This window comes from Streptomyces sp. NPDC057963, from assembly GCF_042887155.1.
In the GTDB taxonomy this organism is placed as follows: Bacteria; Actinomycetota; Actinomycetes; order Streptomycetales; family Streptomycetaceae; genus Streptomyces.
Genome location: NZ_JBHVPX010000003.1, coordinates 416,515 through 430,201, shown reverse-complemented (window position 1 = coordinate 430,201; position 13,687 = coordinate 416,515). Strand labels below are relative to the sequence as shown.

The window sequence follows — 13,687 nt, the reverse complement described above, 5'->3', positions numbered from 1 at the left end:
CTTCGACCGCTTCAGCCGGCTGCTCGGTTCCGGACGCCGATGGAATGAGTGGTGTCCCTCCGACCCGTATCCCACTTCGGATGGTGAGTCCGCCCGATGAGTACCGATGCCGTCACGTCCGACCCGGCGCCCGGGGACAACCCCGGGCAGTCGCCCGTGAGCGGGCCGTTGTCGATGGGGGTCGAAGAGGAATTCTTCGTGGCCGACGCGCAGACCCATCACCTTGCCGACAGCGGGCCCCTGCTCGAAACGGTGAGCCGGGACGGCGCCGAGTACTACAGCGCGGAGCTGCGCCCGTGCATGATCGAAAGCCGCACCGGGATCTGCTGGAGCCTGGCCGAGTTGCGGACCGAGCTCCGAGCCCGGCGGGACGCCCTGATCAGCGCCGCGGTCGAGGCGGGAACCGTGATCGTCGCCTCGGGCACCTACCCCTCCGCCGACTGGCGCCAGGTCGGGTTCACACCCCAGCCCCGATTCGACCACATCGCCACCGCCTATGCGCGGCTCGCCGACGAGCATCTGATCTGTGCCTGCCACGTGCATGTCGGTGTCGACGATCGCGACACGGCTGTGGAGGTGATGAACCGCGTACGCTCGTGGCTGCCCGTCCTGTCGGCGCTGTCGGCGAGTTCGCCGTTCTGGGCGGGGGAGGCCACCGGATACGCGAGCTACCGAAGCACCATCTGGGCCCGCTGGCCCATGGCGGGTATGCCGCCCACGCTGTCCTCCTACGCCGATCACCGTGATCGTGTGCGCCGGCTCATCAGCACCGGAACCAGCGCCGACGCGGGGCAGGTGTTCTGGGACGTCCGACCGGGCACGCGGTACCGCACGGTGGAGTTCCGCATCGCCGATTCCTGTACCACCATCGACGAAGCCGTCCTTCAGGCCGGGCTGTCCCGTGCTCTGGTCCACCAGTGCCTGATCGAGATCGCCCAGGGCGCCCCCGCTCCCGAAGCGCCTTCCGAACTGCTGCATGCCGCCAAGTGGCGCGCTGCCCGCTTCGGGCTCACCGAAAAGCTGGTCGATCCCGTGACAGCCGAACTCGTCCCGGCAGCCGTGCTCGTGAATCGGCTTCTCGACCATGTCCGCGGGCCCCTCGAGGAGGCCGGGGACTGGGCGGAGGTGACCGGCCTGGTACGCGGAACGCTCCACCGGGGGAACTCCGCCGGCCGACAACAGCGGGCCTTTGCCGACAGCGGCAGCCTCGCCGACGTGGTCAAGCAACTGGTCACCGAATCGATGACCACCGAGCCCCGCCGATGACTCCGAGCGAGGTGGAGAAGCGATGACTCCGAGCGAGGTGGAGAAGCGATGACTCCGAGCGAAGAGGAGAAGGCCGTGCGACACGCAACCGAATGTGTGGTCACCGCCTACCCCGACGGGCCCTACCTGGTACGCGGCGCGCACCGCGTCGTCGACGCCGACGGCAACGAGATCGAGGTGACTCGGCCGGTGATCGCGCTGTGCCGCTGCGGGCTGTCCGGCCAGAAGCCGTGGTGCGACAGCACCCACAAACTGATTCGCTTCCGCGACCCGGCACGACACCGTCGGCGCGAGTCGGACTAGGGTCGTGGGCCGGTGTTGATGTAGGCGCCGTCGCGGAGCACCGTCACGCCGACCGGTCCGGGGCAGGCCCGAGTTCCGCCACGCCCTCGCAGCAGTGGTGTGTTCCCTGGCACGGAACGGGCTGCGGCGACCGCAGGTGTGGTGACGGCGTCGGCGTCGAAGGCGGTCAATGTGCTTGTCGCTGGCGGTAGTTGACGCAGGATGCGCCCGCCGTCCGGTCGCGTTCCGGGATGGGGCGTGCCGCCCGCGAGCCGGAGCCGATGCACGGTTCGGCGGGCCGGACGGCCGGCTCGATGGCAGGAGTGTCCTCCCAGGCACCGTCTTCGCGGCATCCCGGCCCGTCGTATTTCGGGACGCTGATCGTTCCCCTGGAAGGGGGAACGGCCGGGACGGCAGGCGATACATCGTTCCCGCTCCGGGAAACCGCAGGTAGTCGAGGTGTTCACGAAGTACCTGTTTGCGATATCGGACCGCGCAGGTCAACGGGCTGCCGCTCCCGAGAAGCGTTTTGGTGACTGTTGGCGGGATCGGGCATGGTCGGTGGGTTTTGTCGTGGATCTGTAACGGAGCGAGCGGGGTGCAACGGGCGGGGCGGCCGGCTCATCTGGGTAATCAGCAAGGCGCACCGGGTGCCTCGCAAAGGGGTTGGGTCTCACCATGTGGGGGAGATCCATGGAAGGGAAGTCCATGACCAGGACGAAGAAGACCGGGATGAAGGCGCGGGGCGGCCGGGTGGCTGTGATCGGTGCGCTGGGTCTGGCCTCGGTGGCTCTGGCCGCAGCGCCGGCGTTCGCCAAGGGCGCTGTGGAGATCACGGCGCCGCCCACTGCCCAGGTCGGCAAGACCATCACGGTCAAGGCGCACGGCGACGACGACAGCGCCGGCTACCTGCATCAGCTGTGCCTGGAGGAGAACGGCTTCGGCGAGGGATGGCACCAGGAGACGTGCAGCGCTGCGGTCAAGGGCGAGGCGCGGGTCACCGCACATGGCACGTCCGCGCGCCGCGGCAACCTGCGATTCCGTGCGGTGCTGTACGGCTTGACCAGCACGCACGACCAGAATCCCGTGCGCTTGCACGCCTCTGACGTGGTGACGGTGCACGTCCGCTGACCAGCAGCACCAGCAGCACCAGCAGCAGCGTGGCCGCGGACAGCCGGCACGACCACTGCCCACGGCCGCGCGGTGCAGCGCCTGTTCTGCGATGCCGTCCTTCGGACTCGGATCGTTCCTCTTTGCGGGAAGTCGCAGGCAGCTGTTCCGCATGGTGGCGCTGCTGCCACGAACGCTTGACCGGCAGCGATGCCGCAACATCACCCCATCGGCCGGCGACGGGCCGGGCATGGAGCCGTGTACCGCACTCTCGGAAGTTCCTCGCACAACACGTCAGTTTCGAGAGGACTCTCGCAATCGACGACCTGCGGAATCGTGATCGCTCCGGGGGCTCTCGCAGAACTCACGCAGATGTTCCGTTGGTGAGAGTTCTGCCCGCGCTCGACAGCCGAATTCGTCACCAGGTCAGCAAGGCGCCGAGTGGATATCCGGATCGGCATCGCCGCATGGAGTGGCCATGTCATCCTGAGCAAGGGAGTGGATGCGGGGGATCGGCGAAGCCAGGAGCCAGAGCAGTGACAGCATTCCCCCTGCGGCGCCCATGAGCAGTGTTGCCCGCAGGCCGAAGGCAGTGGCGAGCAGGCCGCCAACGACGGCCCCGATGGGGCGTATGCCGTAGTTGACGGTACTGAACGCGCCCGCCACGCGACTGCGCATGCCATCGGGGATGACGCTGGTCTGCAGGGAGTTGAGGTTGACATCGAAGAGCATGACGCCGACTCCGGAGAGGAATTCCGCCGCGGCCAGTACTCCGGCTCGGGCCCAGAGCGGGCCTCCCGCGCCGGCTGCAATCGCGATGGGCGCCGGAAACAGTACGGCTCCCACGGCGATGCTGCGCCCCACACCGATACGTCGCGAGATTCTCGGAGCAAGGATGGCACCGAGGAGAGCGCCGGTTGAACCGACGCCCAGAGCCAGTCCGATAACTCCGGCGGACAGCCCCAGGACGCGGGTGGCGAACAGCACCATCAGCCCGCTGCCTGCGACGAAGGTGAAAAAGTTGACAGTGACCGCGCAGCAGAGCCCGGCACGCAGTACCGGGTGCCGCCAGACGAAGGCCATCCCCTCCCGGGCGCGTCGAAGCAGTGAAGGAACCGCTGCTCCGTCCACGCCAGTTGGCGATTCACCGAGCGGGATCCGCCCTATCAGGACTGCGGACGCCATGTACGACAAGGCATCGACAACGACAGCGACGGGCGCGGTCAACGCTTGAACGAGAGCACCGCCGACCGCCGGTCCGGCCACGTGCGACACCGACCGACTGGCACTGAGCTTGCTGTTCGCCTCGACGTAGGACGAGCGGGGCACGAGGTGAACGAAGAAGGGCGGATAGGCGGTGCTGAAGAGCACCGCCGCGGCGCCGGTCAACAACGCCACGGCATACAACTGACCGAGGTTCACCACATCGAGCAGGTGCGCCACGGGGAGGCTGAGTAACACCGCACCGCGCACCAGATCGGCGAGAACCATCAGGCGGCGTTTGTGGACCCGACGGTCAACCCAAGCCCCCAGAATGATCGCGAGCAGATTCGGAGTCCAGATGAGCGCGGTCAGCCATGCCACCTGGTTGGCCGAGGCACTCAGCGCAGTTACGGCGATCAGCGGCAGCGCCAGTTCGGTGATCCGGTCGCCGAACTCCGAAATCGACTGCCCCGCCCAGAACCGGCGGAAGCGCCGGTCGCGCCACAGAGATATCGGGCCGCCCACCTCCGAGGTGCTCACCGGGTCCCGCCGGCCTGCTCGTCGTCCTGCTCCGGTAGGACATAGCGCATCAGCCGGACGCCGCGGCTGCCGGCCGGACGCTCGGCAGGTTCGCGTGTCACGTAAGGCGCAAGCACCCGCTCGATCCCGTCCTGGATCGCCGCAAGTTCTTCCGCTGAAACGACCACACGGGTGTTGGCCAGACCAGCAGCCCCCTGCCACAACGGGTCCAGGTTGGGCTCGACTTCGGCCACCCACCTGCTCGGCAGATCTCCATAGCGCACAAACATTTCCCGGGACAGTGCCCGCGCAGCCGACCTGCCCTCCTCGTCCTGCCGTGCCCCGAATCGGAATCCACGCGCTGCCGCCTCCCACCGCCGTTGCCGACGGTCCGCCCCGGCCTCGGCATCCCGGACCAGCCCGAAACCCGCCAGGTGCCGCAGATGCCAACTGGTCACCGAGGGAGTTGCTCCCACATGGGGCGCGAGTTGCGTGGCTGTCGCCGGCCCGTGCCGTTGGAGGCGGTCGAGGATCGCCAGTCTCACCGGATGTGCCAACGCCCGCATCGCATGCGGATCGGTGATCTCGATGTCGCCCAGCCGATTTCCGGAATCCATAACGTGAGAGTGTCCTCTCACATTATGTGAGAGTCAACTCTCACATTGAATGTGCTCACACTCGCCTTCGACCCCAGCCCGTACCGGGCCGGCGCCGCGAGCCGGTTCGGCGGGATTCGCGACAGCTTCAACCGCCCCAGCTGGAATGTGCCGATCTCATCGGCCCTCTCCAACGACCGCGTGAACGGGGTACTCGTCGTCCGTGTCGGCGGACGGCGCAGCCGCTCCAGCCCAGGTCCGGTCGGTTCCTCGGCGGACTTCCCGTACGTCTCGGCCCGATCACCAGCCAAGAACTCCACCGGTATCGGGCGGACCGTAGGCGGCCCCCGGCTGTGACCGACGGTCTTCCAGTGAACCCCGGCTCTGGGGCGATCACTGTGCTGACCAACCGTGATCGTTCTCAGCGTCAACGGCTGTGCCGGTGTTCCAGGCGCCGCCCATCGCATCCGATGCGAACTCGCGACGATTCGCGAATCGTCGTGGGCGGTGGTGACAACCAGCTTGCCGCTTCATCGCCTACCACAAGGCTCTGGGGCTGGATGACGGGCTGGACTACCACTTCTTCCGAAGGGCTCTACGCGCAGCCCCTGACTCGGATCGTCCAACTGGCGGTCGGCGACGTGCTCCACGCCGGAGAGGCCGCGCTTCTACCGGCGGTCAGCGGGTGGTGAATCCACCGTCGATCGCGAGGGCTGCGCCGGTGATGAACGAGGCGTCGTCGCTCAGCAGGAACGCCACGAACGGGGCGATCTCCTCGGGCCGGGCGATGCGGTTCACCGGGTGCATTGCCGAGATCTGCGCGACGGCCTCGTCGCTGGTCAGCATCGAGGTGCGGGCCAGCGGCGTGTCGACGCCGCCGGTGGTGATGGCGTTGATACGCACGCCCTGTTCGGCCACTTCGAGCGCGGTGGCCCGGGTCAGGCCCACGACCGCGTGCTTGGCGGCGACGTATGGGGCGACGCCGGGCAGCGCGACGACCCCCATGTTGGAGGCATTGTTGACGATCGCCCCACGGGTCTTGAGTACCTCCGGTATCTGGTGCTTGAGGCAGTTGAAGACGCTGGTGACGTTCTGTGTGATCTCGGCGTTCCAGGCGGCGCCGTCGATACTGGACACCGGGCCGGAGGCGTTGACAGAGCCGGCGTTGTTGAACGCCCCGTCCAGGCTGCCGAATTCGGAGAGCGCCGCCGTGACCAGTGCGGCGGCGTCGGCCTCGACGGAGACATCGGCGGGAACGAAGAGCGCCCGGCCACCCGTGGCCCGGATGCTCTCGGCAGCCCCTTCACCGATGTCCTTGCGGCGGGCGCCGATGACGACGGCGGCGCCTTCTGACGCGAGTTGCCGCGCGACGGCGAGGCCGATGCCGGAGGAGCCGCCGGTGACGACGAAGACCTTGGAGTTCAGACGGGAAGACATGGAGAGACCTTTCGGGGAGAGGCGGTACCAGTGGGGTCGGCTGGGCCCGGAGCACGACCACCTCCGTCAGACTGCAGTACGACGGCAGCCGAGTCTGGCGGGTATCGGACCTCACGTTGCGCCCGGTCACCCGCGGAAGCAGGCTGGGCGCCAGGACGACGAGGCCACGATGAGGGGCCTGACACTGGTGAGCTCGCATGTTCAACCATCGCCGGTGCATTCGCCGGCCAAGAACAAACGTCACTCTCTGCAGCCAACGGGAGGGGGCGGCAACCCGGGCAAGTCGTGACAGTTGAATACGACCCACCAGTAAACCGCCGCCACGATATGCCCGGTCGTTGATGCCCGCCGGGGTCTCCATGACGACTCGGAGCAATAGGTCATCACGGCTCGGCTGTAGCGCGGCACCTGGAGATACGGGTTCACAAGTCGCCTCCCTGACGCAGGACCCATGCACCGCGGCTCCGCGCCGGCCGCCGCCGCTCGATGCGGGCTGACCAGTCCCAAGGCCGGCGTCGTCCTCAATTTCCGCTTGGGAACGACGCGCAGCCGGTTTTCAGACGACCAGGACCCGGCGCCCGCGCGTGTGACCGGTCTGGCTGTCGATGTGCGCCGCCACGGCCTCGGCGAGCGTGTACGACTTCTCGACCGGGATGCGGAGCTTTCCCCGCGAGATGAGACCGACGGCCTCGGCGAGCGCTTCCGGCACGCTCCCGGCCACGCCGGAGAATCGGACACCGCACTCCGGCGCGGCGAGGTCGGCGATGGAGATCACCTTCTGCGGATCCCCGGTCAGCTCGACGAGCTCGCGGATCACGCCCGAGCCGGCCAGATCGAGAGCTGCGTCGACATGGCCGAGCCGCCGCACCCGCTCGACCCAGCCTTCGCCGTACGTCGTGGCGAGGGCACCCAGGCCGCGCAGGTAGTCCTGGTTCGCGGCTCCGGCCGTGCCGATCACCCCGATGCCGCGGTCGCGGGCGATCTGCAGCACCGCCGATCCGACCCCTCCGGACGCACCGCTGACCAGCAGCGTCTGCCCGGCCTGCACACCGACCTCGCGGATGACCCGCAGCGCGGTCTCCACCACGGAGGGGTACCCGGCCGCCTCTTCGAAGGTCAGTCCCTCGGGCATGCGGGCCCAGGCCGACAGCACGGCGAACTCGGCATAGGTGCTCGAGCCTTCGCCGAACACGTGGTCGCCGACCTCGACCCCTTCGACGCCCTGGCCGACCTCGTCCACCACCCCCGAGGCGTCCAGCCCGACTCCGGAGGGCAATTCGAGTGGATGGGCCTTCAGGATCTGGCCTTCGCGGATCCTCCAGTCGACGGGGTTCACGCCCGCCGCCCGCACGGCGATGCGTACCTGGCCGGGGCCCGCGTGGGGCTCCTCGGCGTCGACGAGTCGCAGGACGTCCGGACCGCCGAACTCGGCGAAGCTCACTCTCTTCATGCCGTCGACCATAACCCTAACGGTTAGTGTTTAACAACGGTTGCGTATTTGGGCCTGGTAGTGTTAGGGCATGACCGTGCCAACCGGGCGACGCGAACGCAAGAAGGCCGCGACCCGCCAGAAGATCGCCGACACCGCCCTGCGGCTCTTCCTGGAACGCGGGTACGACACGGTGGGCATCCGCGACGTGGCCGCCGAGGCCGATGTCGCCGTCACCACGGTCTTCTCCCACTTTGCCTCGAAAGAGGCCCTGGTGTTCGAGCAGGACCAAGACTTCGAGCAACGCCTCACGCAGGCGGTCACCAGTCGGGCACCGCACGAGCCGCTCATCCCCGCGCTGTGCCGGGAGATCCAGGCCCTGGTGCGACATTGCGCGGCGGACAGCGCCGCCCCGATCCGGCGCATGATCGACGAATCATCCGCCCTGCGCGAGTACGAGGAGTCGATGGGACTGCGCCATGCGGAGTCGCTGGCGACGGCCATCGCCGCCGATCCCGACCTGTCACAGACCACAACGTCCTGCCGGACGATCGCGAGGTTCGTGATCGACGCCTACTCCCTGGCCCGTGGCGCGGCCGATCCGCAGGCCGCGGTGGACGAGATCTTCCAGATGATCGAGGCCGCCTGGGCCGTCACCTGCCCCTCCGGAAATCCCGCCGGCACGGCCTGACCCTGGCCAGGACTCGGCCTCGCCCGGCGCCGTCCCGCCGAACCCCAACGGCAGAGCGAAAGCATCGGGAGCCGGTACGCCTCCGGCGACCACACTCGGTCGCCAGCAGGGCGGGTTCCACGGGGAATTGGCGACAGATGAACGGACGAACCCACCAGTACAAGGCCGTGTGCCTGACCGGCCGACATCAGCAGAGGAGAGGAAGCGCCGTCAACCTGCGCGCAGGTGCCCGTTGTCGCGGTCGGCCGGCCGCAACGACGGCTCGCCGTTCTGCCAGCAACCGAGCAGGTATGCGGCGGACATCGCGTCGATGCCGGTCCACGCCGTGGCGCCGAAAAGCACTTCCTCCGAGGCTGCGGGGTCCTGCTGCAACAGACCCCCCACCAGGTCGTGCAGCGCAATCATGTCGTGCACGGAGTCGGCTATCACGTGCTCGTCGAAGAAGTCGGTGGCCGAATCGCCGAGGCCGAGCCTGCGCATTCCGTCTGCGACGTTCTTGTTGGCAAGCGCCGAGGTCATCTCCGAGATCGCGAGTTGGCCCGCGACGGCTGCCCGCAACCGACGGTGCAGCCCGAACATCGAGACGATGTTGACCGTCGCCAGGATCGGCCCGGGAATCGCGTTCAGATGTGCTCCGTAGCGGCTGTCCAGGCCCAGCGCGTCCATGGTGTTCCGGTACAGCACTGCGTGAATCCGCTCGGCCCGTCCGCTGCCGAACTCGTCGAACTCGACCTCCAGAAGAGCGGCCTTGGCCTTCCCTGTCATGCGCGGGATGGCCCAGGCGTGGGGGTCGGCCTCCTTCAGCTGGTATGCGGACCGATGGACGAGGTAGTCCCGCAGTTCCTCCAGGGTGGCGTCCTCACGCAGGTAGCGCGACAACGGCGGGCCGGGCTGGTTGGCGATCCGTGTCAGAGCGGCCACGGCATCCAGGTCGTCCCGCCCTCCCGGAACGCTGAATCGGTCACGTAGCGCAGTCTCGAACTTCTGCTCCAGTCGGCCCCGTAGGTCGAGTAACGAGGGCTGCCACTCCCAGCGGTCGTCCACCCCCGAGAACCCGCGGTAGTGCAGCTCGTAGCACACGTACAGGGCGAGGTGGAGATCGTCATCGGCCACCGGGTCGCCGCCGCCGACGACGGGGGGAATCGGGAAGGGGCCCGGCTCGTCCATCAGCGCCTGGAAGAGCGTCTCCGTGACCGGTCCCCGAGGCTCCGGGAGCGCCGCGACCCCGTGCTCCGACGTCTCCGAATCCCGTGCGTCAGCAGCCATTTCAGCCTCCACGTTCCGCCGTCTCTGTCTCCATCGACGGTAGAGTGGAGCCCCCTGCCCATCAATACCTCCCGCTACCGAGCCCGTTCGTTGCGTACCCGGGGCCTGAGCGCCGGGCATCGCCGCCGGGCTATCTTCTCCGGTATGGAGCCGCTCGCATTCGACTACGAGGATTTGCACCTGCGCGTGGACCGGGGGGTGTTCGAGCTGTTCAACCTAGGCACCGCCGAACACACGTTCCGGGTTCCGTTGCGCTGGCTCGGGGCTTTGGTGCACTACAAGAAGCCGGGCAAACCCGGCCAGTTGTTCTTCGGTGTCGTGCGCGATCCGAACGCCGCACTGTACGGCACCGACCGGCTCGCCTTCAGGTTTGCCAGTTCGCCCGCGGTCCAGGTGCCGCCCGGCGACGAGCCCTTGTTCCGGGGGTACTTCACCGAAGTGGCCGCGCTCGCCGACCGGCGCGTGGTCTGACGTGGAATCAGTCCTGCCCCGCCCGGTGGCAGGAGGGTGATGCCGCCCTCCTCCCCGCCGGCTGTTCGGCCGCCCTCTGACGCATCGCCGGGCCGGGAAGCGGGCCTGTTCTTCCGGAAGGGTGGTGCTGGGGCGAGGGCGACGGGACCATGGGGCAGCGGATGGTATTCCCAGGCCGCGATCCGTGCGCGGGGTACGGGGAACGAGCGGAGGAGGAACCATGCGCACGTATACCAGTGTGCTTGTCGGCAATCTTGTCTTCGCCACGATCTGCTGTTTTCCGGGCCCGTTTGCGCTCCTCCTGGGATACATCGCCTGGCGTGAGGGGGAGGACTGGGCCTGGCTCGCGCTCGTCGGCGGAGTGGTCTACTCGGCCGTCATCCCTGTCGTGGCCTTCACGACCGCACGGAGGGAATTTCCCCGGGTCACGCGCAGGGACCGGGTCACGGACACGCGTGTCTCCTACGGGGACGACTCCTTCGTGGTGTGTGCGCCGCGGTCCGGAACAGGCCCGGCGGAGGCCCGTTTGGTACGGGCGGACGTCCTTGAGGCGTCATTCGTGCGGTACGACCCCGATGGCGAGGCGACGTTCACGGCCTACTACGGCAACTACGCCCCTGACGAGTTCACACCGTTGATCAGGATGAGACTGCGGGTGCACGACGTCGAGGAGGCCGACGGGGCCGATGGGGCTGCCGGGTTCGAGATCACGGACGAGTGGCGGGTGCCGTCCCTGTGCCTGTCGGCGGTCACGGCGGGCCGCCTGGTCGTCCTGGTCGCCCCGGCGGCTCCCGCCAGTCCGGGCGATCCGGAGGTCCCCGGAAAAGTCACCCCCCAGTGGCCGCGCAGTGCCCTGCTGGCGGGCACGAGAACCTGCCGGGTGATCGGCCTCGACGGTCGGACGACCGATGTGACCCGGCGGTGCGGTCGCCAGTTGCGGCAGATGCGGATCTCGCGGGAGGTCGGAGGCGTCGAGATGGTCGGCGACACGATCGACCTCCGGCGCCTGGACGGGCACACGGCGGCGCGGTACACCGTGTTGGCCGACCGGGACCGCGCCCTCCCCGAGGAGCGGGCGCCGGTGACCGAGCAGGGCGAAGAGGCCCGGTGGATCGTGGACCACCTGCCGGGTGAGCCAGGAGGGTTCGGCTCGGTCGGCCGAGGGTGGTCGCGCCGCGGTGGTCATCTGGTGCGTGCCCGGTTCCTGGAGATGCGTGGCACGAACACCTTTCAGGACCACGGCCCGGTACTGGACACGGTGCTGCGCATCCATCCGGCGGACGCCATGCCCCCGTTCGACGCCGCCCGGCGGCTGACGGTGCCGATGAACTACCTGACGGTTCTGCACCGCACCAGGGAGGTGGTCTTCAGTGTCAGCCCGAGCGGCAGGTCGTACGTGATCGACTGGGCCCGCACCAACCTGCTCGCGGGCGTCACCGCGGCCACGGTCATCGCCCCCGACGGCCAGGAACTCCCCGTGACCGGCTGCCCCGACGTCATCTGGTCCTTGATGAACCTGCTGGCCTCCCACGCCCTCTCGAACCCGGCCCCTGTCCTGGACCTCCGCCAGCGCCGGATGAGCGCGGTGGCGGGGACACTGATGGAAGTGGTGCGGGGCGGAAAGACGGAGATGAAAGCGGTCGGGCCCAACACGTGATGCAGAAGGCTGTGATCCGGGCATTTCGATGGCATGCGTGGGGTGTTGAGGGCTGAGTCCGGGTGGTTCGTTCCGCTCCCGTGCCACAGGAACTCCGAGTCGGCGCGGCGCCCGCAGTGTGACGGCGTTGTCCCGCCCCTCACGGTGGTTTCTGCTGCGCGAGGTGCCGTCAGCCGGGGCTGCCGGCCCACAGCCGCACGCGGAGCGGGTCGCCGCCGCAGGGCGGACGGCCGGCCTTCGGGCGGATCAACCTGCCGACGATCAAGGGGAGTTCGCCATCGTCGTCGATCCGGGCCGGCGGGCGGTGAGCCGGGACGAGGGCGGTGTCGGCTGGTTCCTGGTGTGTGCGGGTTCGTTTGAGGTGGTGGCAGTGGCGGCGACGATCCGGCGTCGCCGCCGTCGGCGGGACCAGTGCGGGGCGTGGGAGTTTCCTGTAGCCGGCCGTCGCTCGTTGCCCGCTTGGTCAGGATGCGTTCGCGGGCAGTGGTCTGCCCAGCAGGAAGGCGCGCAGCAGTGCGGTGTAGAGGCGCGGCCGGCCGCGGGAGATGGCGTGACCGGCACCTTCGACGGTCACGAGCCGGGAGTCCGGGAGGGTGCGCCGGTACTCATCGGTGACCGCGGGTTTGATGAAGTCGCACTCGCCCCGCAGGACGAGAGAGGGGACGTGCGCCGTACGCAGGTTCGGCCGGGGGTCGGGGATCCGTTCGAAGTCCTTGCGGAGGAGCTGGTTGCTGTAGAAGCCCTGAGGGTTGTGGTGCGCCGCGGCGGGCGGTGTGCCCTGGCACGAGGTGCTGTCCTTGCCCGTCAGGGCGACCTCGTGCATCCACTGATCGACCTCGCGGTCGCCGACCAGGGCGTGCGCGGCACCGGGGTTGACATCCAGCAGCAGGCTCGCGGCTGCCATCCGGGGCGCGCTGTTCAGCTTTTCGAGCCGGGCCTCCTGGGACTTCGTGAGCCGGCCCCAGGGTTCGCCTGCCGTGGCGCCGGGGTACTCGTGGCCCCAGAGCGCGCCCGGCGAGGTGAACACCGCCTTGGCCACGTGCCGACTGTGGGCCGCCAGATACTGGGCCGTGAGCGACCCTCCCCACGACTGGCCGACGATGACGATCCGGTCCGCGCCCAGCGTACGGCGGATCGCGTCGAGGTCGGCCACCTGGCGGGCGACCGTGTATCCGGTGACGTCCCGCAGCCTGGTGGAGCGCCCCGATCCGAGTTGGTCGTAGGCGTAGACGTCGAAGCCGTCCGCCGCGAGTTCCCGGCCGCCGGTCGGAATGCCCTCGGAGGGTGTGCCGGGGCCGCCGTGCAGGAAGATCACCGGCGTCGGCCTGGCCGTGCCGACGGCGGGGGCGTGGACGTATGCGATGCGCGAGCCGGTCGGCAGCTTCCAGAATCTGACGCCCGGTGGGGCGGGCGCCGCCGCGGAGGTCGGCAGGGGACGGAACACGGTGACGGCGGCGAGTACCGCCACGGCGACGGTCAGCCCGCCCGCGAAGAGGACAGCTGCCCGCCGTCCCGCGCCGAGCAGGGCGAACCCGGCGCGACCGAGCAACCAGCCGACGACGGCTCCGGATGCGAGACAGGCGAAAGCGAACACCGGAACGCTCGTGGTGACGAACGCCGTGATGAGGAATCCGGCCGCCGCGGCGACGGACGCCAAGGGCAGTGAGAGCAGGAGAAGAGCGCCGCCGAAGACGCGGCGGGGAAGTGTGTGCGCCATACGGACAAGGCTAGGAACGCGCTCTGCGCGTTCCTTCCCGCTG

At 68.7% G+C, this 13,687-nt stretch carries 13 protein-coding genes; 7 read left to right on the top strand and 6 right to left on the bottom strand.

Annotated features, from left to right (window positions below; all coding sequences use genetic code 11):
- Positions 1–96: 96 nt before the first annotated feature.
- From ACFVT1_RS08940 to ACFVT1_RS08930, 3 genes are all read left to right on the top strand, one after another.
- Complete coding sequence (locus ACFVT1_RS08940; RefSeq protein ID WP_389793696.1) at positions 97–1,266, top strand: glutamate--cysteine ligase; 1,170 nt, start codon at positions 97–99, stop codon at positions 1,264–1,266.
- 75 nt (positions 1,267–1,341) lie between these two features.
- Positions 1,342–1,569, top strand: a complete 228-nt coding sequence (locus tag ACFVT1_RS08935; RefSeq protein WP_362211201.1) for a CDGSH iron-sulfur domain-containing protein — start codon at positions 1,342–1,344, stop codon at positions 1,567–1,569.
- A gap of 687 nt (positions 1,570–2,256) precedes the next feature.
- Positions 2,257–2,679: a hypothetical protein gene (locus ACFVT1_RS08930; protein WP_389793695.1), complete on the top strand. Its 423-nt coding sequence runs from the start codon at positions 2,257–2,259 to the stop codon at positions 2,677–2,679.
- A gap of 405 nt (positions 2,680–3,084) precedes the next feature.
- On the opposite strand, the gene ACFVT1_RS08925 is transcribed toward ACFVT1_RS08930, so the two are convergent.
- Together ACFVT1_RS08925 and ACFVT1_RS08920 are read right to left on the bottom strand one after the other, a co-directional pair.
- On the bottom strand, positions 3,085–4,401 hold the full coding sequence (locus ACFVT1_RS08925; RefSeq protein ID WP_389793694.1) for an MFS transporter: 1,317 nt from the start codon (positions 4,399–4,401) through the stop codon (positions 3,085–3,087).
- Positions 4,398–4,997 carry an ArsR/SmtB family transcription factor gene (locus ACFVT1_RS08920; RefSeq protein WP_389793693.1) on the bottom strand — a complete coding sequence of 200 codons (600 nt, stop codon included), beginning with the start codon at positions 4,995–4,997 and terminating at the stop codon, positions 4,398–4,400. Before ACFVT1_RS08920 ends, ACFVT1_RS08925 begins: the two co-directional genes overlap by 4 nt.
- A gap of 45 nt (positions 4,998–5,042) precedes the next feature.
- Between ACFVT1_RS08920 and ACFVT1_RS08915 the strand changes: the two genes are divergently transcribed.
- Entirely contained in the window at positions 5,043–5,333 is a 291-nt protein-coding gene (locus ACFVT1_RS08915; protein ID WP_389794086.1) for a hypothetical protein, read from the top strand.
- 321 nt (positions 5,334–5,654) lie between these two features.
- Here the strand turns inward: ACFVT1_RS08915 and ACFVT1_RS08910 are convergent, their stop codons facing one another.
- Both ACFVT1_RS08910 and ACFVT1_RS08905 read right to left on the bottom strand, forming a co-directional pair.
- Positions 5,655–6,413, bottom strand: coding sequence for an SDR family NAD(P)-dependent oxidoreductase (locus ACFVT1_RS08910; RefSeq protein WP_389793692.1), 759 nt, complete (start codon positions 6,411–6,413; stop codon positions 5,655–5,657).
- 556 nt (positions 6,414–6,969) lie between these two features.
- On the bottom strand, positions 6,970–7,863 hold the full coding sequence (locus ACFVT1_RS08905) for an NADP-dependent oxidoreductase (protein WP_389793691.1): 894 nt from the start codon (positions 7,861–7,863) through the stop codon (positions 6,970–6,972).
- Positions 7,864–7,933: 70 nt separating this feature from the next.
- Between ACFVT1_RS08905 and ACFVT1_RS08900 the strand changes: the two genes are divergently transcribed.
- On the top strand, positions 7,934–8,533 hold the full coding sequence (locus tag ACFVT1_RS08900) for a TetR/AcrR family transcriptional regulator (RefSeq protein WP_389793690.1): 600 nt from the start codon (positions 7,934–7,936) through the stop codon (positions 8,531–8,533).
- A gap of 210 nt (positions 8,534–8,743) precedes the next feature.
- Here the strand turns inward: ACFVT1_RS08900 and ACFVT1_RS08895 are convergent, their stop codons facing one another.
- Positions 8,744–9,799 (bottom strand): iron-containing redox enzyme family protein, encoded by a 1,056-nt coding sequence (locus ACFVT1_RS08895; protein ID WP_389793689.1) that lies wholly within the window; start codon positions 9,797–9,799, stop codon positions 8,744–8,746.
- Between the two features lie 144 nt (positions 9,800–9,943).
- On the opposite strand from ACFVT1_RS08895, the gene ACFVT1_RS08890 reads away from it, so the two are divergent.
- Positions 9,944–10,270: a hypothetical protein gene (locus tag ACFVT1_RS08890; protein ID WP_389793688.1), complete on the top strand. Its 327-nt coding sequence runs from the start codon at positions 9,944–9,946 to the stop codon at positions 10,268–10,270.
- 220 nt (positions 10,271–10,490) lie between these two features.
- Entirely contained in the window at positions 10,491–11,927 is a 1,437-nt protein-coding gene (locus tag ACFVT1_RS08885) for a hypothetical protein (protein ID WP_389793687.1), read from the top strand.
- A gap of 463 nt (positions 11,928–12,390) precedes the next feature.
- On the opposite strand, the gene ACFVT1_RS08880 is transcribed toward ACFVT1_RS08885, so the two are convergent.
- Complete coding sequence (locus ACFVT1_RS08880) at positions 12,391–13,644, bottom strand: alpha/beta fold hydrolase (protein ID WP_389793686.1); 1,254 nt, start codon at positions 13,642–13,644, stop codon at positions 12,391–12,393.
- Positions 13,645–13,687: the final 43 nt, after the last annotated feature.

Excerpts from the sequence above, each read along its gene's own strand:
- ACFVT1_RS08940 (WP_389793696.1), top strand. The coding sequence starts at position 97 with ATGAGTACCGATGCCGTCACGTCCGACCCGGCGCCCGGGGACAACCCC.
- ACFVT1_RS08930 (WP_389793695.1), top strand. The coding sequence starts at position 2,257 with ATGACCAGGACGAAGAAGACCGGGATGAAGGCGCGGGGCGGCCGGGTG.
- ACFVT1_RS08920 (WP_389793693.1), bottom strand. The coding sequence starts at position 4,997 with ATGGATTCCGGAAATCGGCTGGGCGACATCGAGATCACCGATCCGCAT.
- ACFVT1_RS08910 (WP_389793692.1), bottom strand. The coding sequence starts at position 6,413 with ATGTCTTCCCGTCTGAACTCCAAGGTCTTCGTCGTCACCGGCGGCTCC.
- ACFVT1_RS08905 (WP_389793691.1), bottom strand. The coding sequence starts at position 7,863 with ATGAAGAGAGTGAGCTTCGCCGAGTTCGGCGGTCCGGACGTCCTGCGA.
- ACFVT1_RS08900 (WP_389793690.1), top strand. The coding sequence starts at position 7,934 with ATGACCGTGCCAACCGGGCGACGCGAACGCAAGAAGGCCGCGACCCGC.
- ACFVT1_RS08895 (WP_389793689.1), bottom strand. The coding sequence starts at position 9,799 with ATGGCTGCTGACGCACGGGATTCGGAGACGTCGGAGCACGGGGTCGCG.
- ACFVT1_RS08890 (WP_389793688.1), top strand. The coding sequence starts at position 9,944 with ATGGAGCCGCTCGCATTCGACTACGAGGATTTGCACCTGCGCGTGGAC.
- ACFVT1_RS08885 (WP_389793687.1), top strand. The coding sequence starts at position 10,491 with ATGCGCACGTATACCAGTGTGCTTGTCGGCAATCTTGTCTTCGCCACG.
- ACFVT1_RS08880 (WP_389793686.1), bottom strand. The coding sequence starts at position 13,644 with ATGGCGCACACACTTCCCCGCCGCGTCTTCGGCGGCGCTCTTCTCCTG.